At 70.8% G+C, this 22,121-nt stretch carries 23 protein-coding genes and 1 pseudogene; 19 read left to right on the plus strand and 5 right to left on the minus strand.

Going from position 1 to position 22,121, the window contains the following annotated elements; translation table 11 throughout:
- Nucleotides 1-63: 63 nt before the first annotated feature.
- Nucleotides 64-243: a DUF2087 domain-containing protein gene (locus DC432_RS16940; protein ID WP_431739686.1), complete on the minus strand. Its 180-nt coding sequence runs from the start codon at nt 241-243 to the stop codon at nt 64-66.
- Between the two features lie 49 nt (nt 244-292).
- Here DC432_RS16940 and DC432_RS13100 point away from each other — a divergent pair, with 49 nt between their 5' ends.
- The 4 genes from DC432_RS13100 (at nt 293) to holA (ending at nt 5,576) form a co-directional block, all read left to right on the plus strand.
- Nucleotides 293-940 carry a ComEA family DNA-binding protein gene (locus DC432_RS13100; RefSeq protein WP_243393131.1) on the plus strand — a complete coding sequence of 216 codons (648 nt, stop codon included), beginning with the start codon at nt 293-295 and terminating at the stop codon, nt 938-940.
- The gene (locus DC432_RS13105; RefSeq protein WP_243393132.1) at nt 937-3,483 is read left to right on the plus strand and encodes a ComEC/Rec2 family competence protein; all 2,547 of its coding nucleotides are present in this window, start codon (nt 937-939) and stop codon (nt 3,481-3,483) included. The genes DC432_RS13100 and DC432_RS13105 overlap by 4 nt, the downstream gene beginning before the upstream one ends.
- Nucleotides 3,484-3,657: 174 nt before the next feature.
- Entirely contained in the window at nt 3,658-4,446 is a 789-nt protein-coding gene (locus DC432_RS13110) for a hypothetical protein (protein ID WP_133177941.1), read from the plus strand.
- Between the two features lie 92 nt (nt 4,447-4,538).
- The gene (gene holA / locus DC432_RS13115) at nt 4,539-5,576 is read left to right on the plus strand and encodes a DNA polymerase III subunit delta (RefSeq protein WP_116538259.1); all 1,038 of its coding nucleotides are present in this window, start codon (nt 4,539-4,541) and stop codon (nt 5,574-5,576) included.
- 85 nt (nt 5,577-5,661) lie between these two features.
- On the opposite strand, the gene DC432_RS13120 is transcribed toward holA, so the two are convergent.
- Both DC432_RS13120 and DC432_RS13125 read right to left on the minus strand, forming a co-directional pair.
- Entirely contained in the window at nt 5,662-6,438 is a 777-nt protein-coding gene (locus tag DC432_RS13120; protein ID WP_116538260.1) for an alpha/beta fold hydrolase, read from the minus strand.
- Nucleotides 6,438-6,965, minus strand: a complete 528-nt coding sequence (locus DC432_RS13125; protein ID WP_116538261.1) for a phenolic acid decarboxylase — start codon at nt 6,963-6,965, stop codon at nt 6,438-6,440. The genes DC432_RS13120 and DC432_RS13125 overlap by 1 nt, the downstream gene beginning before the upstream one ends.
- Before the next feature lie 61 nt (nt 6,966-7,026).
- Here DC432_RS13125 and DC432_RS13130 point away from each other — a divergent pair, with 61 nt between their 5' ends.
- Nucleotides 7,027-7,473 carry a MarR family winged helix-turn-helix transcriptional regulator gene (locus tag DC432_RS13130; RefSeq protein WP_116538262.1) on the plus strand — a complete coding sequence of 149 codons (447 nt, stop codon included), beginning with the start codon at nt 7,027-7,029 and terminating at the stop codon, nt 7,471-7,473.
- Nucleotides 7,474-7,541: 68 nt separating this feature from the next.
- On the opposite strand, the gene rpsT is transcribed toward DC432_RS13130, so the two are convergent.
- Both rpsT and DC432_RS13140 read right to left on the minus strand, forming a co-directional pair.
- Nucleotides 7,542-7,802 carry a 30S ribosomal protein S20 gene (gene rpsT / locus DC432_RS13135; RefSeq protein ID WP_076675791.1) on the minus strand — a complete coding sequence of 87 codons (261 nt, stop codon included), beginning with the start codon at nt 7,800-7,802 and terminating at the stop codon, nt 7,542-7,544.
- 115 nt (nt 7,803-7,917) lie between these two features.
- The gene (locus DC432_RS13140) at nt 7,918-8,643 is read right to left on the minus strand and encodes an alpha/beta fold hydrolase (RefSeq protein ID WP_116538263.1); all 726 of its coding nucleotides are present in this window, start codon (nt 8,641-8,643) and stop codon (nt 7,918-7,920) included.
- Between the two features lie 86 nt (nt 8,644-8,729).
- Between DC432_RS13140 and lepA the strand changes: the two genes are divergently transcribed.
- From lepA to DC432_RS13210, 14 genes and pseudogenes are all read left to right on the plus strand, one after another.
- A complete protein-coding gene (lepA, locus tag DC432_RS13145) occupies nt 8,730-10,574 on the plus strand; it encodes a translation elongation factor 4 (RefSeq protein WP_108317026.1) in 1,845 nt (614 codons plus the stop codon).
- Nucleotides 10,575-10,621: 47 nt separating this feature from the next.
- Nucleotides 10,622-11,266, plus strand: a complete 645-nt coding sequence (locus DC432_RS13150; RefSeq protein ID WP_116538264.1) for a DUF1990 family protein — start codon at nt 10,622-10,624, stop codon at nt 11,264-11,266.
- Nucleotides 11,266-12,483, plus strand: a complete 1,218-nt coding sequence (gene hemW, locus DC432_RS13155; protein ID WP_116538265.1) for a radical SAM family heme chaperone HemW — start codon at nt 11,266-11,268, stop codon at nt 12,481-12,483. The genes DC432_RS13150 and hemW overlap by 1 nt, the downstream gene beginning before the upstream one ends.
- 215 nt (nt 12,484-12,698) lie before the next feature.
- Complete coding sequence (gene hrcA, locus DC432_RS13160; protein ID WP_116538266.1) at nt 12,699-13,739, plus strand: heat-inducible transcriptional repressor HrcA; 1,041 nt, start codon at nt 12,699-12,701, stop codon at nt 13,737-13,739.
- A 49-nt stretch (nt 13,740-13,788) separates the two neighbouring features.
- Nucleotides 13,789-14,913 (plus strand): molecular chaperone DnaJ, encoded by a 1,125-nt coding sequence (dnaJ, locus tag DC432_RS13165; protein ID WP_116538267.1) that lies wholly within the window; start codon nt 13,789-13,791, stop codon nt 14,911-14,913.
- A gap of 2 nt (nt 14,914-14,915) precedes the next feature.
- Nucleotides 14,916-15,644, plus strand: coding sequence for a 16S rRNA (uracil(1498)-N(3))-methyltransferase (locus tag DC432_RS13170; protein WP_116538268.1), 729 nt, complete (start codon nt 14,916-14,918; stop codon nt 15,642-15,644).
- A gap of 153 nt (nt 15,645-15,797) precedes the next feature.
- A complete protein-coding gene (locus tag DC432_RS13175) occupies nt 15,798-16,145 on the plus strand; it encodes an HIT domain-containing protein (RefSeq protein WP_116538269.1) in 348 nt (115 codons plus the stop codon).
- 49 nt (nt 16,146-16,194) lie between these two features.
- Complete coding sequence (locus DC432_RS13180) at nt 16,195-17,217, plus strand: PhoH family protein (protein WP_243393134.1); 1,023 nt, start codon at nt 16,195-16,197, stop codon at nt 17,215-17,217.
- Nucleotides 17,217-17,684: an rRNA maturation RNase YbeY gene (gene ybeY / locus DC432_RS13185; RefSeq protein WP_058231539.1), complete on the plus strand. Its 468-nt coding sequence runs from the start codon at nt 17,217-17,219 to the stop codon at nt 17,682-17,684. The genes DC432_RS13180 and ybeY overlap by 1 nt, the downstream gene beginning before the upstream one ends.
- Nucleotides 17,681-18,991 carry a hemolysin family protein gene (locus DC432_RS13190; protein WP_116538271.1) on the plus strand — a complete coding sequence of 437 codons (1,311 nt, stop codon included), beginning with the start codon at nt 17,681-17,683 and terminating at the stop codon, nt 18,989-18,991. Before ybeY ends, DC432_RS13190 begins: the two co-directional genes overlap by 4 nt.
- Nucleotides 18,988-19,881 (plus strand): GTPase Era, encoded by an 894-nt coding sequence (gene era / locus DC432_RS13195; RefSeq protein ID WP_108319177.1) that lies wholly within the window; start codon nt 18,988-18,990, stop codon nt 19,879-19,881. The genes DC432_RS13190 and era overlap by 4 nt, the downstream gene beginning before the upstream one ends.
- Nucleotides 19,882-19,949: 68 nt before the next feature.
- Entirely contained in the window at nt 19,950-20,897 is a 948-nt protein-coding gene (locus tag DC432_RS13200; RefSeq protein WP_116538272.1) for a quinone oxidoreductase family protein, read from the plus strand.
- On the plus strand, nt 20,894-21,472 hold the full coding sequence (locus DC432_RS13205) for a GNAT family N-acetyltransferase (RefSeq protein ID WP_116538273.1): 579 nt from the start codon (nt 20,894-20,896) through the stop codon (nt 21,470-21,472). The genes DC432_RS13200 and DC432_RS13205 overlap by 4 nt, the downstream gene beginning before the upstream one ends.
- Nucleotides 21,473-21,622: 150 nt before the next feature.
- Nucleotides 21,623-22,121: pseudogene (locus tag DC432_RS13210) on the plus strand (2-isopropylmalate synthase); the annotation flags it as partial.

Genomic DNA, 22,121 nt, shown 5'->3' on the forward strand with positions numbered 1-22,121 from the left:
GTGAACGWTCCGGATGCCACGTCCTCGCGCTCCTCGGAGCGTCGGGGGCGTGGCATCCGTCGTTCACGGCGCGCACGGGGGCGCTCCGTCGCCCGCGCGTGCGTAGGTCCGCCCGTCCGCCGTGCGGGTGAGCAGGCCGGCGTCGATCAGGTAGCGGCGCATCGCGGCGACGTCGTCGACGATGGCGGTCCGGCGAGGCGCCGTTCCTCCCCACGAGGAGCGCGTCGCGGTCGATTCCCGGATTGGGGTCGCGCGTCCTCGGCGGCCTTGCCGGGCTCCTTAGCGTGTCGGCGTGACCATCGAACCCGGCCCCGATCGCGCGGACGCCACCGCCGCCGAGACGGTGGTCGTGGCACCCGACCCACGGCGCCGGCTCGGCGTCGGCGCTGTGATCGTGCTCGTTCTGGTCGCGTTCGCCGTGACCGTCGCGATCGGGATGTTCCGGGGCGCGACCGGCGCCGAGACCGTCTCGGCGCTGCCGACGGCATCCGGCCTCGCCAGCGCCCCCGTCGAGGCGGGACTCTACGTGCACGTCGCCGGGGCGGTGCGGCGCGCAGGACTGTACCGCCTCGAGGTGGGGGACAGGGTGGCGGATGCCATCGCCCTGGCCGGGGGATTCGCCGACGACGCCGCGCGCGACGGCGTCAATCTCGCCCGACCGGTGGCCGACGGCGAGCAGATCGTCGTGCCCGTGGTCGGGGCGGCGCCCTCGGGCTCACCCGTGGCGGGGGCGGCCGCACCCGCGGACGGGCTGATCGATCTGAACACGGCCACGAGGGAGCAGCTCGACACGCTGCCCCGAGTGGGACCGGCGATGGCCGACCGCATCATCGCCTGGAGGGACGAGAACGGCCGATTCACCAGCGTGGACGACCTGCTGTCGGTTCCGGGGATCGGCGACAAGATGCTCGCCGGCCTTCGCGACCTGGTGCGCGTGTGAGTGAGAGGCGAGCGCTGCGCCGGCGCACCCTGCGTTCCGTCGTCGTGGCGGTGACGACGTGGGCCGCGGCGGGAGCGGCCGTCGCCGTGCCCGATCCGCGCCCCCTCGCCCTCGCGCTCGTCGTGGCGACGCTCGTCTCGTTCTCCGTGCTCCTGTGCCGACGCGGCGCCACCATCGTCGTCGTCACGGTGGCCCTCGCGTTCGGTGCCGCTGCTGCGTGGGGTGCGGCGTCGACGGCGCCCACGCGCGCCCTCGTCGACGAGGTGCGGCTGGACGGCGGGCGTCAGCTGAGCGTCTCCGTCACGGTGACGGGACGCGTCGACGTCCGTCCCGACGGCAGTGCGTGGTTCGATGCGATCGCCGAGAACGTGACGGCGGGTCCACTCCGCGTCGGCGGAACCATCCCCGCGCGCGTGGCCGTCGCGGCGGACGCCCGCGACGCCCTGCACGCGATCGGGCTGGGCAGCACCGTCACCGTCACCGGCCGCGCATCACCCAGTGACCCGACGGAGCGCGCGGTTCTGCTCGTTCGCGCCGAGACGGTGGATGCCACGACCCCACCGCCCGGCGTCTGGGGCGCGCTCGAGGACGTGCGCCGCGGGCTGGCGCATTCCGCCGTGGGGCTGCCCCAGCCGGGGGCGGGTCTGGTGCCCGGCCTCGCGGTGGGGGACACGAGCATGCTCGACGGCGCGACCGAGACGGCCATGAACGCCTCGTCGCTGTCGCATCTGACTGCCGTCTCGGGGGCGAACTGCGCGATCGTCGTCGGCGCCGCCTTCGCGGTGCTCGCGCTGTGCGGCGCCCCGCGGGCCGTGCGCATCGGTGGCGCGACCGTCGTCCTCGCCGCCTTCGTGGCCCTCGTCACGCCCGAGCCCAGCGTCATCCGCGCGGCGGCCATGGCCCTGGTCGCCCTCCTCGCGCTGGCTCTGGGACGACCGGCCGTCGGCGTGGCCGTACTGTCCCTTGCGGTGACGGTGCTGCTGGTGATCGATCCCTGGCTGTCGTTGTCGATCGGATTCGCCCTCTCGGCGGCCGCCACCGGCGCCCTCCTCGTGCTCGCCCGACCCCTCGCCGCGGGATTGTCACGATGGATGCCGCGCGCCCTGGGCCTGGCGATCGCCGTTCCCCTGTCGGCGCAGCTGGTGTGCGGACCGCTGATCGTGCTCATCGACCCCCATGTGCCACTGCTGGGCGTGGCGGCCAACATGCTCGCCGATCCCGCCGCGGCGCCCGCGACCATCGCCGGAGCCCTCGCGTGCATCGCGCCCTTCCCGTGGCTGCGCGACGGGCTCACCGCCCTGGCGTGGGTGCCCGCCACCTGGATCGCCGCGGTCGCCCACCTCACAGCGGGCGTCGCGGCGCAGAACCTGCCCTGGCCCGACGGCGCGATCGGAGTCGCTCTCCTCTCGGCCGTGAGCGCGGCCGTGGCGGTGGCCATCATCGCGCCGGCGCGGTGGCGACGGACGACGGCGGCAGCGGGCATCGTCGTCGGCCTGGTCACGGGTCTCATCGCCGGTCAGACGGCCGTGCGCACGGTCGCGGGCCCCCTGACCGTACCCGCGGACTGGCAGGTGGCGATGTGCGACGTGGGCCAGGGCGACGCGACGCTCTGGCGATCGCAGGGCGCGATCGCGCTCGTCGACACCGGGCCCGAACCCGAGGCTCTCCGCGCCTGCCTGACGCGCTTCGGCGTCGAGCGCCTGGACCTCGTCGTGCTGACGCACTTCGACCTGGACCACGTCGGCGGATCGGCGGCCGTCGTCGGTCGGGCGGGCACCGTACTGCACGGTCCGATCGCGGAGGTCGCAGACCAGCGACTGCTCGACGATCTCGCGGACGGGGGAGCACGCCTCGTCACGGCGGAGGTCGGGATGACGGGAACCATCGGCGCGACACGCTGGCAGGCGCTCGGTCCGCTCCCGCGCGCCGAACCGGGTAACGACGCCAGCGTCGCCCTTGACGTCGCCGGTGCCGGTTTTCCGCGGACAGTGCTTCTGGGCGACCTCGGACGAGAGCCTCAGGCACAGCTGCAGCGCCTGATCGATGTGCCGCGCGTGCAGGTCGTGAAGGTGTCGCACCACGGCAGCGCCGACCAGGATCCCGAGCTGTATCGGCGGCTGCACCCCGCCGTCGGGCTCATCGGCGTCGGAGCCGACAACCGCTACGGGCACCCGACCGCCTCGATCCTCGCCACGCTGACATCCCTCGGCACCGCGGTCGGACGTACGGACCGAGAGGGCGCCCTCGCCGTCTGGGTCGGGGATGACGGCGACATCCGCCTCTGGCGCGAGCGGTCACCGGCACCGGACGAGGCCCCGGCATCCCCTCCTCCCTCCGCCACGGCGCGGCGCCGGTGGCCGCGGTGTCGGCACCCCGGGGTACTGACTTCGGCACCTTCATCGCAGCCGCTGCGCGGGCGAGGTCGCCGATTCCGCCCGTGCGGTCGCCCACCGCAAGTCGGCTCACCTATGAAGCTCGCCGAACGCATCCAGGATAGGCAAGACGATCCTGCGTCTCAGACGGAGGTACCGCGGCGAGGGTGACTACCGGGGTGGACTTCGCGCCTCCACTGAACGTACGCACCACCTCCTCGCACAGGACCCGAGCGAATCCGGCAGGTTCGCGCTGCACACCCGCCGACGCCTTATACATATGCTCTGAAACCTGCGTCGAGACCGGTGCAGAGGCGGCAAGCTGACCCAACTGATCGGAGAGTCATGTGCGACCTCGAGTCGATTGCATTGAGCGCCGGGGATTACGGGCAAGCCGTCGGGACCCTCACTCACACCCAGAGCGGATATCTACTTGCCGCACATATGGAGGGTCGGCTTCACGGACCGAATAGCGAACTGGGTGGCGATACCGCGCTTGTGATTGGCTTGGACGAACCACCCTTGGGAGAAGTTGTCACGGTGCGCGGCCTCTGGAACGGTTCTCAGATCGTGGACGCCGAGCTGTTTGATGCGCACGTCGGGGTCAAACCACCGCCGCTCCTGGACCCCGCAACGTTCAGGGACATGGAGGGTGTCGCCGAACGGGGTGACATCCTGCGCGCCGAAGTCCTTGACGCGTGCGACGAGCTGCGGGGCACATCGCTCCTCTCTTTCGTCGCCGTTCCCGGTCCGCGCGGATGGTACGGCCTCGCGTGCGGAACCGATCGCAAGGAGGCGCTTGCACGGCTCAGTCCGCTTGTTGACCCGTACCTCGTCGTCACCGAGAGCGAGTGGACGCTCGCTGAGCTCGAAGAGGCGGAGCGACTGATATCGGAAAGCGAGGACGTTCGCGGCCTCGGCGTTTTCTGGGACGACCGTGGGCGCTACCGCGCGCACTGCGTGCTGCACCACCTCGAGCCCGGGCTGGCGTCGACCTTGCGAACTCTTCCCAAGGGGACCGTCCACGTCGAGACCTGGCTCACGCGAACCACGCCGGCCGGGATGGCCGGCGTATCGACGTCCAGCACGGGCATCTCACCAGCCTCGTCCCAGGCGACCCCCTCGTCCGTGTAGATGAGAAAGCGGGGCCTCCTCCCGCAGGAAGTGATCGCTGTGCTGATCTCGTCGGTCGCTGCGGTGTCGGCACCCCTCGGTAGGCTGGGGGAGTGACCCCGGCCCCCCGACGCGCAGCCCCTGCCAAGGCCAGATCGGCGATCCCGCAGGTGTCATGGCGAGCCCCGCAGCCCGCGCCGATCGTGCTCGTCTCCGGTCCCGAAGAGGTGTGCGCAGAACGGGCGATCGCCGGCATCCGGTCCCTGCTCAAGAGCGAAGACCCCAGCCTCGAGGTCACCGACATCCGCGCCGACGACTACGCGGCCGGCACCCTGCTCGCCGTGACCTCGCCCTCGTTGTTCGGTGAACCCCGCCTGGTGCGGGTGAGCGGCGTCGAGAAGTGCAGCGACACCTTCCTCACCGAGGCCGTCTCGTACCTCTCGCAGACGCAAGAGGGAGCGACCGTCGTGCTGCGCCACACCGGCGCGAGCGTCCGCGGCAAGAAGCTGCTCGACGGCATCCGCGCAGGTCAGGGGAGCGGCATCGAGATCGCCTGCCCCGCCGTCAAGCGCGACTCCGACCGCTTCGACTTCGCCGTCGGCGAGTTCAAGGCCGCCAACAAACGCATCGCCCCCGTCGCCCTGCGCTCGCTCGTCTCGGCCTTCGCCGACGACCTCACCGAACTCGCCGCCGCCTGCCAGCAGCTCATCGCCGACGTCCCCGGCGACATCGACGAACGCATCGTCGAGCGCTACTACGGCGGCCGCGTCGAGACCTCGGCCTTCACCGTCGCCGACACCGCCATCGCCGGGCAGTACGGCCCCGCGCTGCTCGCCCTGCGGCACGCCCTGGCATCCGGAGCCGACCCCGTCCCCCTCGTCGCCGCCGTCGCGATGAAGCTGCGCACCATGGCCCGCGTCGCCGGCTCGCGCGAGTCGTCGTCGATGCTCGCGTCACGCCTGGGCATGAAGGACTGGCAGGTCGACCGCGCCCGGCGCGACCTCGTCGGCTGGACCGGCAACACCCTCGGCATGGCCATCCACGCCACCGCCCGCGCCGACGCCGAAGTCAAAGGAGCATCGAGGGATGCCGTCTTCGCCCTCGAACGCATGATCACCGTGATCGCCACCCGCGCGCCCTACGGCGATTGAACCCCTCGAGCCGGGCGACCGCCGGCGTGCAGCGCGGCGTCGACGGGTACCGCGGGGCCGGGCCCCGCCCCCGCGGTACCCGCGCTCAGCCCGCGAGACCGAGCCGCGCGTCGAGGATGTCGAGCAGCCGACGGCGGAACGGCACCGACGACCACCCGTGGTCGGCCCCGTCCACGACCGTCAGGGTCGCGCCCGACAGCAGCTCGGCGTAGCGGGCGCCGTACGCGACGGGCACGATCGCATCGGCGGTACCGTGCACGACGTCGGCCGGTCCGGTGTACGCCGAGACGGGCCCGTAGACGTCGAGGCCCGCGGTCACCTCGTCGATGAACGCCATGCCCAGCGGCATCCCCCCGAAATCGAACCAGCCCTGCGCGCGTGCGGCGGCGAGCGGCTGGCCCTGGATGGCGTCGTGCACCGTGATGTCGTCGACGACCACACCCGCCGGCGACCACAGCGTGAGCGACCGCACGAGCTCGGGCACCCGGGCGGCGGCGAGAGCCGACTCGACCGCGCCCAGGCTGTGGGCGACGACGTGGACCCCCTCGCCGCCGGTGAAGTCGCGGATCATCCGCACCACCTGATCCACCTCGTCGCCGATGGTGATCTCGTCGAAGCCGCCGTCGCTCAGGCCTTGCCCGAGCCGGCTGTAACTGCGCACCACCGCGCCGCGCTCCGCGAGGTGTCGCGCGGTCTGCACGAAGAGCTGGTTCCCGCCGGTGGCGTCGGTGCTGAAGCCGTGCACGAGCAGCACGCGCGGAGCGTCGGCCGAGGCGCCCTCGGGGGCCTCCCACTGCCAGCCGCGCAGGGTGCGACCGTCGTGATCGAGGGTCAGGGGCGAGACGCGCGGGTCGCGGGACATCAGTTGCTCCTCTCGGACCACCCGGCGGGCAGATCCGCGGGGGCCGTGTCGATGACGGTCTCGTCGTCTTCACCGACGAACTCGAGCAGCGTGATGTACGCGAATTCGGGGACCACGTAGATCGGGTAGGTCGGTCCCTCGTCACGGAAGCGGCGCATCTCGTCGAGGTGGTCGTTCTGGAACAGCACCGTCTTCTGCCCGTCGAGCTCGACCCAGTGCGGGAAGAAGATCGTGCCGTGCAGCACGCGGGCCTCGGGCAGCACGTTCACGACGACGCTGGTGCCGGTCGGCTCGTTCCACGACAGCTTGTAGACGCCCGACGCCAGCGCGACGAGATCGACCGTCTGGTCCTTGACCCAGCGGCCGCCGACGTGACCGGAATGGATGCGGTAGTCGATCGTCGTCGCGTTCTTGACGTACATCTCGTACTGCCACCCATTCGCATAGGTGTAGATGAAACGGTGTCCGACGATGCCCGTCAGATCCTGGGCCGGCTCGGGATGTGCAACAGAAGTGGTGATGTCCATGCGATGAGTTCGTGACAAAACTAGTTCTGTGTCAAACATATTCAGCGCCTAGACTTCGACGATGATCGATGACATCGTGCGCACCGCAGGGTCCTTGGCGCATCAGCTCGGACCCCTGCGGCGGGCGGTGCTGAGGGCGTCCCGGTCCGCGGCCGACCTGCCCGACATCCCCGACGCGCAGATCGAGCTCATGCGCGCGCTGGCGGCGGCGGACAACACCCCCTCCGACCTCGCCGACTCCCTGGGCCTCGCCCGGTCGACGGTCAGCAATCTGATCTCGCAGCTCGAGAGGGAGCAGCTCGTCGAGCGGCACCTCGTCGCGGGGGACGGCCGGCGCACCCGCGTCGCCCTGACACCACTCGCGCAGGCGCGGCTGCGCACGTTCGACGAGTCCGCGACCCGCGTTCTCGCCGAGGCCCTGCGCGGACTCGACCCCGGCGACGTCGCGGCGATCACGGCGGCACTGCCCGCCCTCGATCGCCTGCAGCACCGGTTCGTCGGCGGCTGAGCCGACGCCGGGCGCGAAAAGCGAAGGCCCGCCCCGTGCAACACGGGACGGGCCTGGAGAATCGCGGCTCAGAGAGCGTTGACCTGCTTCGCGATGGCCGACTTGCGGTTCGCGGCCTGGTTCTGGTGGATGACACCCTTGCTCACGGCCTTGTCGAGCTTCTTGCCGGCGAGGACGAGCGCCTTCTCGGCGGCTTCCTTGTCACCGGCCAGGACGGCCTCGCGGGTGCGACGCACGTGCGTCTTCAGCTCGCTCTTGACGGCCTTGTTGCGCTCGTGCGCCTTCTCGTTGGTCTTGTTGCGCTTGATCTGCGACTTGATGTTCGCCACGTCGACGGTCTTTCGTTTGAGTGAGTGTTGGAAGTGCCGGGCGAGCGGTAGAGGGGCGCTGCACCGGCGGTCGTGGAGGTCGGGAAAAACCCCACACGCAAGCCAAGGACCGAGTCTAACAGGTCGACGCCTCGACGGTGGTGAGCGCCACCTCCAGCAGCGCGTCGAACACGCGAGGACGCATCGCCGTCACCAGGTGCGTCGTGCGCGGGACGACGATCAGCTCCGCGTGCGGGGCGACGGTCGTGAACAGTCTCTCGTTCGCGCGCAGCTGGTCCCACTGCCCGTTCACGAACCACAGCGGGATGCGGATCCGGCGCAGGGCGGCGAGCACATCGAGCGTGGAGAGAGAGGCGAGGGCGGTGTCCTGAGCGTCGAAGGCGTAGCCCCCGGCCCCGAAGTCGTCGCGCGTCTCGGGCGGGAGCGTGCGGTCCAGCACGCGGTTGGTCAGCCCGAGCCCCCGGTCGGGCAGGCTGTCGAAACGCCGCGCCAGGAAGCGGTAGGCGGCCAGCCCCACGCCGCGGGGGAGCGAGGTGCAGGATGCCGCCACGAACGCCGCGACCGGCGGAGGCTCCTCGCGGCCGACGTACTCGATCGACAACAGGCCGCCCATCGAGTGCCCCACCAGCAGCACGGGGCCGCGCGCCGCGGCCTCCCGGACCGCGCGGTCGATCGTGGCGAACGCCTCGTCGAGGGTGAACTCCTCGCCCCGGCGGGTGCCGTGCCCGGGCAGGTCGACGGCGGTGACGGGGGTGCCGCGCCGACCGAGGTAGGCGACCTGGGCCCGCCACATCGACGCCGACGTGCGGATGCCGTGCACGAGCACGACCTGGACCGTCATGGCATCCACTGTAAAAGGGTCCCGATGCCACCGGCCCGGACATCGGGGACGGCGATGTCGGCGCACCACCGTAGAATCGACGGAACATGTCACCGCGCGCCCTGAAGCCCCTCGAGCCGTCCGCCACCCCGCCGGCGCAGATCCGCAACTTCTGCATCATCGCCCACATCGACCACGGCAAGTCGACGTTGGCCGACCGCATGCTGCAGATCACCGGCGTGGTCAGCGACCGCGACATGCGGGCGCAGTACCTCGACCGCATGGACATCGAGCGCGAGCGCGGCATCACGATCAAGTCGCAAGCGGTGCGGATGCCGTGGGCCACCGCCGACGGCACGTTCGCGCTCAACATGATCGACACGCCCGGTCACGTCGACTTCACCTACGAGGTCAGCCGCTCGCTCGCCGCGTGCGAGGGGGCGATCCTGCTCGTCGACGCCGCCCAGGGCATCGAAGCCCAGACGCTGGCCAACCTGTACCTCGCGCTCGAGAACGATCTGACGATCATCCCGGTGCTGAACAAGATCGACCTGCCCGCGGCCGACCCCGACAAGTACGCCGCCGAGCTCGCCGGCCTCATCGGCGGCGACCCCGCCGACGTGCTGCGCGTCAGCGGCAAGACGGGCATGGGCGTCGAAGAGCTGCTCGACCTCATCGTCGAGAAGATCCCCGCCCCCGTGGGCACGGCCGACGCCCCGGCGCGCGCGATGATCTTCGACTCGGTGTACGACGCCTACCGCGGCGTCGTCACCTACGTCCGCATGATCGACGGCGCACTCCAGCCGCGCGAACGCCTGCAGATGATGTCGACGGGCGCGACGCACGAGGCTCTCGAGATCGGCGTCTCGAGCCCCGAGCCGGTCCCCACGAAGGGCCTCGGCGTGGGCGAGGTGGGCTACCTCATCACCGGCGTGAAGGACGTCCGCCAGTCCAAGGTCGGCGACACGATCACCACGCACCGCAAGCCCGCCACCGACGCGCTTCCCGGCTACACCGACCCCAAACCGATGGTCTTCTCGGGCATCTACCCGATCGACGGCAGCGACTACGCCGAACTGCGCGAAGCCCTCGACAAGCTCAAGCTGTCCGACGCCTCGCTGCAGTACGAGCCCGAGACCTCGGTCGCGCTGGGCTTCGGGTTCCGGTGCGGCTTCCTCGGCCTGCTGCACCTCGAGATCATCACCGAACGCCTGTCGCGCGAGTTCGGTCTCGATCTCATCACCACGGCTCCGTCGGTGACGTACGAGGTCACCACCGACACCGGCGACACCGTCTCGGTCACCAACCCCAGCGAGTACCCCGACGGGCGCGTCGCCTCGGTGTCGGAGCCGATCGTCAAGGTCGGCATCCTCCTCCCCAAGGACTACGTGGGCACCGTCATGGAGCTCTGCCAGTCGCGCCGCGGCACCCTGCTCGGCATGGAGTACCTCAGCGAGGACCGCGTCGAGCTGCGCTACCACATGCCCCTCGGCGAGATCGTGTTCGACTTCTTCGACCACCTCAAGAGCCGCACGCAGGGCTACGCGAGCCTCGACTACGAACCGGCCGGCCAGCAGACCGCCGATCTGGTCAAGGTCGACATCCTGCTGCAGGGCGACAAGGTCGACGCGTTCAGCTCGATCGTGCACCGCGAGAAGGCCTATGCCTACGGCACCCTCATGGCCGAGCGTCTGCGCAAGCTCATCCCGCGCCAGCAGTTCGAGGTGCCGATCCAGGCTGCGATCGGCGCGCGCATCATCGCCCGCGAGACCATCCGGGCGATCCGCAAGGACGTCCTCGCCAAGTGCTACGGCGGTGACATCACCCGTAAGCGCAAGCTGCTCGAGAAGCAGAAAGAGGGCAAGAAGCGCATGAAGATGGTCGGCCGCGTCGAGGTCCCGCAGGAGGCGTTCATCGCCGCCCTGTCCGGTGACGTCGAGGCCAAGAAGTAGCGGCCGCGCTCACCTCCTTCCCATCCGCCACCCCGAGACTGGAGATCATGCGTCGGCAGAACTTCACGGACGACACGGTCGATTACGCGGCGGTCGGAGCCACCCAGGCCCACGACCTCATGCAGTACCCGCCCGAGAACTCGGTGCCCGCCGAAGACGCGTGGCGCATCGGCAGCGGTGAGGAGCGCTTCGCCGCGGCCACCGAGCTGCTGCTGTCGTGGGCGCCCCTGCGCGTCGGCGAGCTGAGCATCAGCGACGTCAAGCCGGCGTCGAACGCGGGCTACTCGGGCGTCGGCTTCGACGCCGAGGGTGCGCCCGTCGCACCCAGCAGCCTCGAGGCCGAGCAGCGTTTCGCCGCCGACGGCACCCCGTTCGTCAGCCCCGGCACCGGGGTGCGCCTGCACGGCAAGGTCGACGGCCACCGCGCCGACGCCGAGTTGCGCGTGATCTCGGTCTTCGAGGAGCCCCGCCGCGTCGGCTTCATCCTCGGCACCGTCGGTCACTCGATCGTCAGCGGCGAAGAGCTGTTCGCGATCGAGTGGCGCGAGAACGACGAGGTGTGGTTCGTCGTCCGCGCCTTCGACCGCCCCACGGCCCCGACCTACCGGTTGTTCACCGGTCGGGTGCGGCGTCGCCGCAAGGCCCTGTTCGCGCGCTACCTGCGCGCGATCTCGCCGCTGTACTCCTCCTGATGGGCGGACCCCTGCCGCTCGGCGACCCCGCACCCGTCGACGGTCGCCTGCCCGACGATCTGCCGATCGACGCGTCCACCGACTTCGGCGTCTACCTGCACGTGCCGTTCTGCCGCGTGCGCTGCGGGTACTGCGACTTCAACACCTACACCGCGAGCGAGCTGCGCGGCGCGCGACAGGACGACTTCGCCGACACCCTCGCCGCTGAGGTGCGTCTGGCCGCTGAGGTGATGGATGCCGCGTCGGCGCGGCGGGCGGCATCCACCGTGTTCTTCGGCGGGGGGACGCCGACGCTGCTTCCGGCCGGAGACCTCGCGCGCATGCTGGATGCCGTGCGTGAGACCTTCGGGATCGCCGAGGGCGCCGAAGTCACCGTCGAGGCCAACCCCGACACGGTCGACGACCGCGTCGTCGAGACGCTCGCCGCCGCGGGGGTGACGCGACTGTCGATCGGCATGCAGTCGGCCCGGCCGCACGTGCTCGCCGCGCTCGACCGCACGCACGATCCCAGGAACGTCGCGACCGCCGTGGCCGCGGCCCGCGGGGCGGGCCTGGACGTCTCGGTCGACCTCATCTACGGAGCGCCGGGGGAGTCGCTCGACGACTGGCGCGCCTCGCTCGAGACGGCCACGGCCCTCGAGCCCGACCACATCTCGGCGTATGCGCTGATCGTCGAGGACGGGACCAAGCTGGCGCGCCAGATCCGCTCCGGCGCGGTCGAGATGCCGGACGACGACCTGCAGGCCGACATGTACGAACTCGCCGACGACCTGCTGGCCGCCGCCGGGTACGACTGGTACGAGGTGTCGAACTTCTCGCGCGGCGTCGAGCACCGCTCGCGCCACAACCTGGCGTACTGGCGCGGGACGGACTGGTGGGGCTTCGGGCCCGGCGCGCACAGCCACGTCGCGGGGCTGCGCTGGTGGAACGTCAAGCACCCCGCCGCCTACGCACAGCGCCTGGCGGCGTCCGAGTCGCCCGCCGCGGCGCGCGAGCGCCCCGACGAGACCGCGCGGCGGCTCGAGTCGGTGCTGCTGCGCAGCCGCATCCGCGAAGGCCTGGCCGTGTCCGAGATCCTGGGCGAGGGGCGTAAGGCCGTGGCATCCCTCATCGCCGACGGTCTGATCGAGGGGACGGATGCCGTGCGCGGCCGCATCGTCCTCACGCGACGCGGACGCCTGCTCGCGGACGCCGTCGTGCGGGCACTGACGGCCTGACCGGTGGCGCCGCGCCCGCCAAGACCCTCGATAAACGCCGTCCGTGCTCAGAAACGGTGCGAGCCCGCGTTTCTCGCCACGCATCGCGTTTATCGAGGGCAGGGCGCGGCGCGAGGGTCATCTCGACCATCCGCGAGCCGCTCGGCGCGAGCGTCGGACGTTCGTCGTAGAATTGGCACTCAGTCGAGTCGAGTGCCAAACGGGAGGAGCAGCGCATGGTGTCCGAACGCGGCCTTCAGGTGCTGCGCGCGATCGTGCAGGACTACGTCGACACGCGCGAGCCCGTGGGCAGCAAGGCCATCGTCGAACGCCACGCCTTCGGGGTGTCCGCGGCGACGATCCGCAACGACATGGCGCTGCTCGAGGACGAAGACCTCATCGTCGCACCGCACACGTCGTCGGGGCGCGTTCCCACCGACAAGGGCTACCGCGTCTTCGTCGACCACCTCGCCGAACTGCGCCCGCTCTCGACCGCCCAGCGCAGCGCCATCACGTCGTTCCTCGACGAGGCCGGCGATCTCGACGACCTCCTCGCGCGCACGGTACGCGCGCTCACGCAGCTGACCGGCCAGGTCGCGATCGTGCAGTACCCCTCGTTCGCCCGCGCGAACGTCTCGCACGTCGAGCTGGTCGCCCTGGGCGGACCGCGGGTGCTCGTCATCCTGGTCACCGACACCGGAAGGGTGTCGCAGCGCATCGCCTTCGTGCCGGTGGAGCCGAGCGATGCCGACATCGTGCAGCTGCGCGCGCGGGTGGGCGCCGTCATCGTCGGGCGCGGCGTCGCCGAGTGCGCGCACCGCGTCGCGGACGCCCTGGCCGAGGGCCCCCGGCACGGGATCCTGCTCGACGCGATCGCCGACGCCGTGCTGCGCGTGGTCGGCGAAGAGCTCGAGGAGTTCCGCCAGGACCGCCTCGTGATGGCCGGAGCCGCGACCCTCGCCAAGCGCGAGGCCGACTTCCGCGGCAGCATCTACCCTCTGCTCGAAGCCATCGAAGAGCAGGTCACCCTGCTCCGCCTCATGAGCGAGATGGTGGCCGACGACAAGGGGCTGTCGGCCAGCATCGGACGCGAGAACGAACCCTTCGGCCTCGTCGAGGCCTCGGTGCTCGCGAGCCGGTACGACGGATCCACCGGCGGCGCCCGCGTGGGGCTGCTCGGACCGACCCGCATGGATTACTCCTCCAACCTCGCGGCGGTCCGCGCCGTCGCGCACTATCTGACCCGGATGCTCGAAGACGACGACAGCGCGCGCTGACGGCATCCCCGAAGAGAACAACCCCGCGTGAGCGGGCAGGAAGGCGATTGTGGCTGACCACTACGAGGTCCTGGGTGTCGAACGCGACGCCAGCCCCGAAGACATCAAGAAGGCCTATCGACGTCTCGCGCGCCAGTTGCACCCGGACGTCAACCCGGGAGAGGACGCGTCCGAGCGCTTCAAGCTCGTGACCCACGCGTACGACGTCCTCAGCGACCCCGAGCAGCGCCGTCGTTACGACATGGGCGGCGATCAGAGCCCGTTCGGCGGCGGGGGAGCGGCGGGCTTCGGCGGCTTCAGCGACATCTTCGAGACGTTCTTCGGCGGTGCGCAGGGCGGCGGGGGCGGACGGGGACCCCGGCCGCGGTCCCGTCGCGAACGCGGGCAGGACGCCCTCGTGCGCGTCACCCTGCAGCTCGGCGACGTGGTCTTCGGTGCCCACCGCGACCTCGAAGTCGACACGGCCGTGCTCTGCGAGACCTGCCAGGGCTCGTGCACGCAGCCGGGCACGAGCGAGGTCACGTGCGACATCTGCCACGGCTCGGGTCACGTGCAGCGCACGGTGCGCAGCCTGCTCGGCAACGTCGTCACCAGCCAGCCCTGCACTGTCTGCCACGGACACGGCACGACCATCCCGTATCCCTGCGGCACGTGCCAGGGTCAGGGACGCGTCCGCGCCCGCCGCACCGTCTCGGTCGACATCCCGGCCGGCGTCGAGTCGGGTCTGCGCCTGCAGCTGCCGGGCTCGGGCGAGGTGGGTCCCGCGGGTGGCCCCAACGGCGACCTGTACCTCGAGATCACGGTCGAGGCGCACGACGCCTTCAGCCGAGAGGGGGACGACCTGGTCGCGACCCTCGAGGTGTCGATGCCGGATGCCATCCTCGGCGCCACCACGACGATCGAGTCCCTCGACGGCTCGGTCGACCTCGAGGTGCGCCCGGGCGTGCAGTCCGGCGACGTCCTGACCATCAAGGGCCGCGGCATCACGCCGCTGCGCGGGAGCCAGCGCGGTGACCTCAAGGTCGGCGTGCACGTGGTCACGCCCACGCGACTCGACCACAAGGATCGCGCCCTCATCGAGGAGTTCGCCAAGCGGACCAAGGCCCCCAAGCCCCGCCTGGCCGAGCACCAGCAGGGCATGTTCAGCAAGTTCCGCGACCGCTTCCGGCACTGATCGTGGCGCTGCACTTCGTCACCGACGACGCCGGAGGCGCCCACCCGGGCGCGATCGTGACCCTCACCGGCGCCGAGGCGCATCACGCCGCAGCGGTCCGGCGCGTGCGCGTCGACGAAGAGGTGACCCTGGGCGACGGCCGGGGCGTCTGGCTGTCGGGTGTCGTCGTCGCGGCGACGCCGAAGCAGGTCGACGTCCGGGTGACCGCGCGCGACGAGCGTCCGGCGCCGTTTTCGCGGTTCGTGCTCGTCCAGGCCCTCGCCAAGGGCGATCGCGACGAGCTCGCCATCCAGGCCGCGACCGAGCTCGGGGTCGACGCGATCGTTCCGTGGCAGGCGGCGCGCAGCGTCTCTCGGTGGGATGCCAAGGCCGAGAAGGGACTCGCACGGTGGCGCACGATCGTGCGCGAGGCGGCGAAGCAGGCCCACCGCGCCTGGATCCCCGAGGTCGAGGCGGTCGCGCGCACGGCCGACCTGGTCCGTCGCGCGGGGGAGTCCACCGTTCTCGTGCTCGAGCCCACGGCATCCGTCCGTCTCACCGAGACGACCGCCCCGGACGATCGCGATGTCGTCCTCGTCGTCGGTCCCGAGGGCGGGATCGCCCCCGAAGAGCTCGAGGCGCTGACCGCGGCCGGCGCCCGACCGGTGAGACTGGGCGACACGGTGCTGCGCACCTCGACCGCGGGCGCCGCGGCGATCGCGGTGCTGTCGGCGGCGCACGGGCGCTGGTGAGCGGGCCCTTTTCCCGGGTTCGGGGCGCGTTTCTGCGTTCGGGGCGCAAGATGTGCGCCCCGAACGGCGAAATCCGCCCCGAACCGCACGTGACGCAGCGGCGGGCCCTCCGACCCGACCTGGGTGTCGGAGGCCGTCACTAGACTGGATGCCATGAGCGAACCGTCGATCTTCACGCGCATCCTGCAGGGCGAGATCCCCGCCGAGATCGTGGCCGAGACCGAGAACGCCTTCGCGATCCGCGACATCGCTCCCCAGGCCCCGGTGCACCTGCTCGTCATCCCCAAGACAGCGCAGTACCGCAACGTCGTCGAGCTCGCCGCCGGCGACCCGGAGCTCCTCACCGAGGTGATCGGCCTCGCGAACAGCGTCGCAGCCGAGCACGCCGACGGGGACTTCCGTCTGATCTTCAACACCGGCGAGGGCGCCGGTCAGACCGTCTTCCATGTACACGCCCACGTCCTCGCGGGCGGCCTGAACGAAAAGAGCCTCGGTGGCTGATTCCCCCGAAGAGACCGTCGTCGAGCAGATCGCCGTCGACGGCGTGGCCATGGTGCAGCTGCTCGGCCCGCAGGACCGCCTGCTGCGTGTGGTCGAGAAAGAGCATCCCGACGTCGACGTCCACGTGCGCGGCAACGAGATCACGCTCTCGGGTCCGGCCGCGGCGGTCCGCGCGGCGCGCGGACTGGTCGAGGAGCTGCTGTCGATGACCCGGTCGGGGCACGGCCTCGACCCGGCCGACGTGTCCAGCTCGAACCGCATGCTGCGATCCGACGGCGGGCCCCGTCCGTCCGAGGTCATGGGCGAGGCGATCCTTTCGTCGCGCGGCAAGACCATCCGGCCCAAGACCGCCGGTCAGAAAGAGTACGTCGACGCGATCGACGAGAACACCATCGTCTTCGGCATCGGTCCCGCCGGTACCGGCAAGACGTACCTCGCGATGGCCAAGGCCGTGCAGGCGCTGCAGCGCAAAGAGGTCAACCGCATCATCCTCACTCGTCCCGCCGTCGAGGCCGGAGAACGACTGGGCTTCCTGCCGGGCACGCTGACCGACAAGATCGACCCCTATCTGCGCCCGCTCTACGACGCGCTCAACGAGATGATGGACCCCGACATCGTCCCCAAGCTCATGGCGACGGGAACGATCGAGGTCGCTCCTCTCGCCTACATGCGCGGCCGCACGCTCAACGACTCGTTCGTCGTGCTCGACGAGGCGCAGAACACCACGCCCGAGCAGATGAAGATGTTCCTCACGCGCCTCGGCTTCGGCACCCGCATGGTCGTCACCGGCGACATCACCCAGGTCGACCTGCCGCAAGGTGCGTCGGGTCTGCGGCTGGTCACGCGGGTGTTGAGCGACATCGACGACATCCACTTCTCGCGCCTCACCAGCGACGACGTCGTGCGTCACTCGCTGGTCGGCCGGATCGTCGACGCGTACAGCGAGTACGACGAGAAGCGCCTCGCCAACCGACGCGAGCGCGACGAGGCATCCGAATTCGCCACCCGTGCGGAGCGACGCGGCCCCGGTGCCGCCGGTCCCCGCGATCACCTCCCGAGACGAAACCGCTGATGACGATCGAGATCAACAACGAGTCCGACCACCAGATCGACGAGCAGGTGCTGCTGCGCCTGATGGAGTACAACCTCGCCGAGCTGCACGTCAGTGCCGACGCCGACGTGGCTATCGTGCTCGTCGACGAGGGCGCGATGGAGTCCCTGCACGTGCAGTGGATGGACGAGCCCGGACCGACCGATGTGCTCAGCTTCCCGATGGACGAACTGCGTCCCGGGTCCGAGGACGCGCCGACCCCCGCGGGACTCCTCGGCGACATCGTGCTGTGCCCGGCCGTCGCCGAGACCCAGGCTGTTGCGGCCAAGCACTCGACCCAGGACGAACTGATCCTGCTCACCACGCACGGGCTGCTGCACCTGCTCGGCTTCGACCACGCCGAGCCCGATGAGGAACGCGAGATGTTCGGGCTGCAGCGCGAGCTGATCGCCGGCTTCCAGGCCGTCGAGCGCCAGCGCCGGGCATGACCGAAGCCCTCCTCCTCGTCGCCGCCCTGCTGCTCGTCGCCTTCGGCGGGTTGATGGCGGCGTCAGAGGCGGCTCTGGGCGTCACCTCGCGCACCGACCTGCTCGAGCTCGGCTCCGCGGGGCGCAACGCCCGTGCCCTCCGCCGGATCGCCGACGACACCGGGGCGCACCTCACCGCGGTGGTGTTCATCCGCGTCCTCGCCGAGACGACCGCCGCCGTGCTGGTCGCGGCATCCTTCATGCTCATCTTCGACGACATCTGGCTCGCCGTGGGTGCCGCGGCGGTGCTCATGACCGGCATCTCGTTCGTCGCCGTCGGCGCCAGTCCCCGCTCCGTCGGTCGACAGCACGCGCGCGGTCTGCTGCGCGGCGTCGCCCCCGTCATCCGCGGCATGCGCATCCTGCTCGGCCCGCTCGCGCACGGCCTGGTCGCGGTCGGCAACCGCGTGACCCCCGGCGTCCCGCAATCGACGTCGTTCGCCTCCGAGGAGCAGCTGCTCAGCATCATCGACGAGGCCGCCGAGAACGAGCTCATCGAAGAGGACGACCGCGAGCTCATCCACTCGGTCTTCGACTTCACCGACACCTACGTGCGAGAGGTCATGGTGCCGCGGACCGACATGGTCAGCGTCGACGCCGCGGCCACCTCGCGCGAGGCGCTCGCTTTGTTCCTCGAGAAGGGCGTCTCGCGCGTGCCGCTGGCCGACGACGAGGCCGACGACATCGTGGGCGTGCTGTACCTGAAGGACCTCGTGCAGTTCGGCTTCCGCGACGAGGCCGGCTGGCGCGACGCCCCGATCCGTCGCATCGCGCGGCCGGCCGTCTTCGTCCCCGAGTCGATGAAGGCCGAGACGCTGCTGCAGCAGATGAAGAAGGATGCCGTGCACGTCTGCCTCGTCGTGGACGAGTACGGCGGCGTGGCGGGCCTGGTGACCCTCGAGGACCTCATCGAAGAGCTCGTCGGCGAGATCGCTGACGAGTACGACGCTCCCTCGACCGAGATCGTCGAGCTGCCCGACGGCCGCTACCGCGTCAACGCCCGCCTGGGCCTCGACGAGGTCGGCGACCTGTTCGGTCTCGAACTCGACGACGAGGACGTCGACTCGATCGGCGGCCTGCTCGGCAAGGCCCTCGGCCGCATCCCTCAGCCCGGCGCGACCGCCGAGCACTCCGGCCTCGTCATGACCGGCGGCGCGTCGCGCGGCCGCAATCGAGGCATCGCCACCGTGATCGTCGAGCGCAGCGAGCAGCCCGCCGACGACGACGCCGAGGACGAGGTTCCGGCGCGTGAAAGGAACGACAGATGACCGACACCCGCTCCGGTTTCGTGACCTTCGTGGGCCGGCCGAACGTCGGCAAGTCCACGCTGACCAATGCCCTGGTCGGCGAGAAGGTCGCGATCACCAGCGAGAAGCCGCAGACCACCCGCCGCGCCATCCGCGGGATCGTCAACCGCCCGGGCGGTCAGCTCGTGGTGGTCGACACCCCCGGCATCCACCGCCCGCGCACCCTGCTGGGCCAGCGCCTGAACGACCTGGTCGAGCAGGTGCTCGGCGATGTCGACGTGATCGCGTTCTGCGCCCCCGCGACCGAGAAGGTGGGCCCGGGCGACCGCCGCATCGCCGAGTCGCTCTCGGGCTACCCGCGTGCGAAGAAGGTCGCGCTGGTCACCAAGACCGACGCGGCGACGCGCGACCAGATCACCGAGCGCCTCGTCGAGGTGGACGCCCTGCGCGAGGACTGGGCGGCGGTGATCCCGTTGTCGGCCGTCACGAACGACCAGCTCGACGTGCTGAGCGATGAACTGCTCGCGCTCATGCCCGAGGGCCCGGCGCTCTACGCCGACGACGTCGTCACCGACGAGACCCTCGAGGACCGCATCGCCGAGATCATCCGCGAGGCCGCCCTGCACGGCGTGCGCGACGAACTCCCGCACTCGATCGCAGTGACGGTCGACGATGTCGCCGCCCGCGAGGACAGCGACCTGACCGACGTCTGGGCCAACATCGTCGTCGAGCGCGACAGCCAGAAGGCGATCATCATCGGCAAGAAGGGTTCGCGCCTGGCGGACGTGGGCGCGCGCGCCCGCGCCGGGATCGAACCTCTCGTCGGTGGGCGCGTCTACCTGTCGCTGCACGTGCGCGTCGCGAAAGAATGGCAGCGCGACCCCAAGCAGCTCGGCCGACTCGGCTTCTGACCGACGGCCCGCCCGGGCCCGATGCACCGGCGACGGCCCGGTGCCCGCACGACACGGAAGGTGCAGGCATGGCGAAGAGGTGGACGGCTCCCGCTCCGGGACCCATCGAGCAGTGGATCCTCGACGACGTCGAGGTGCCCGCACCCGGTCCGGGTGAGGTGACGGTCCGCGTCCGAGCGGCGGGGATCAACCCCGCGGATGCCAAGCACGTCGCCCAGGCGCGCCCCGGCGCGCAGTTCCCGGTGCCGATCGGCTACGAGCTCTCGGGTGAGGTCACGGCCGTCGGACCCGACGCGGTCGGCGGTTCGGGCGAGCTCTCCGTCGGCGACGAGGTCGTGGCGTTCCGGGTGCAGGGCGCCTACGCCACCGAGATCACGGTGCCCGCGCGCGACGTGTTCGCCAAGCCCGCATCGCTCTCGCACGCCCAGGCTGCGAACCTGCTTTTGGCCGGCACCACCGCGGCCGAGATGATCCAGGTGACGCGCGTCGCCGACGGCGACACGGTGCTGCTGCACGCCGCCTCCGGCGCGGTGGGCGTGAGCCTGCTGCAGCAGGCGCGCGCGCTCGGCGTCCGCGTGATCGGCACGGTCGGTCCGGATGCCGACGACTCGGCCGATCGCGTCCGCCAGTACGGCGGCATCCCGGTGGCCTACGGCGAGGGCCTGCGCGAGCGCGTCGAGGCCGCCGCCGAGGGGGCGCCGATCGTCGCCGCGTGGGACGCCGCCGGCACCGACGAGGCCATCGACGTCTCCCTCGCCCTGGTCGCCGAGCGCGACCGCATCGTCACGATCGTCCGCCCCGACCGGGCCGAGTCCGACGGCATCCTCTGGATCGCCGGCGCGCGGCCCGAGAGCGCCCGTTTCCGCGACATCGCCCGCGCGCGGGTGCTCGAGCTCGCGGCATCCGGAGAACTCGACGTCCCTGTCGCGCGCACCTATCCGCTCGCCGACGCCGTCGAGGCCGTGCGCTTCGTCATGCAGGGTCACCCGGGCGGCAAGGTCGCTTTGCTGCCGTGACGTTCACGCTGCCGCCCGCTCCCGACACGCTCGAGGTCGTGCGTGAGCGCATACGCCTGCGTCCGGTCGTCGAGCAAGACCTCGCCGCGATGGTCGCGTACCGCGGCGACGCCGAGGTCTGCCGCTACCTGCCGTTCGACCCTCAGAGCGCCGACGACATCCGCGGCCGGATCGGGCATCTGTTCGGCGGGACGAGCCTCGAGGGGGAGCAGGGCGGCGTGGTGCTCGCCGTCGAGCGGGTGGACGACGGCGCGGTGATCGGCGACCTCGTGCTCTTCCACCTCGACCCCGATGCCGGTTCGGCCGAGATCGGCTGGGTCGTGAACCCGGCGGCATCCGGACGGGGGCTCGCGACCGAGGCGGTGGGCGCGTTGATCGACACCGCCTTCACCGTCTACGGACTGCGTCGCGTGACCGCGCGCATCGACGCCGAGAACCAGCGGTCCTGGGCGCTGGCGGAACGGCTCGGCATGCGGCGCGAGGCGCATTTCGTCGAGAACGCGAAGTTCAAGGGCCGGTGGAGCGACCTTCTCGTCTGCGCGGTGCTCGCGCGCGAGTGGCGCGCCCGCGCGTGAACCGCCGCGCGCGGGGCTGCTACGATCGCAGAATGCGCTTCGGTGGCCTGCTTCTTCTTAGCTGCCGCGACGAGTCCTCGATCTAAGGGCCTTCCTCGTCGCGGAGATCGTCGTCGGCCCCACCGAACGAATCTAAAGAAGCGACACATCATGAAGAACACCCAGAAGCCCACCTCCGCTCCGGTGCACAAGTACCGTCCGTTCCACGAGCAGATCCGAATCGAGCTGCCCGATCGCACGTGGCCGTCCAAGCGCATCGAGACCGCACCCCGCTGGTGCGCCGTCGACCTGCGCGACGGCAACCAGGCGCTCATCGATCCGATGAGCCCCGAGCGCAAGCGCGTGATGTTCGATCTGCTCGTGAAGATGGGCTACAAAGAGATCGAGGTCGGCTTTCCGAGCGCCAGCCAGACCGACTTCGACTTCGTCCGTCAGCTGATCGAAGAAGACCTGATCCCCGACGACGTCACGATCCAGGTGCTGACGCAGGCCCGCGAGCACCTGATCGCCCGCACCTACGAGGCGATCGCCGGCGCGAAGCAGGCGATCGTGCACCTCTACAACTCCACCTCGGTGCTGCAGCGCGAGGTCGTGTTCCGCACCGACGAGCAGGGCATCGTCGACATCGCGCTCGAGSRCCGMGGTGGAG

This window comes from Microbacterium testaceum (assembly GCF_003075375.1).
GTDB lineage: Bacteria > Actinomycetota > Actinomycetes > Actinomycetales > Microbacteriaceae > Microbacterium > Microbacterium testaceum_E.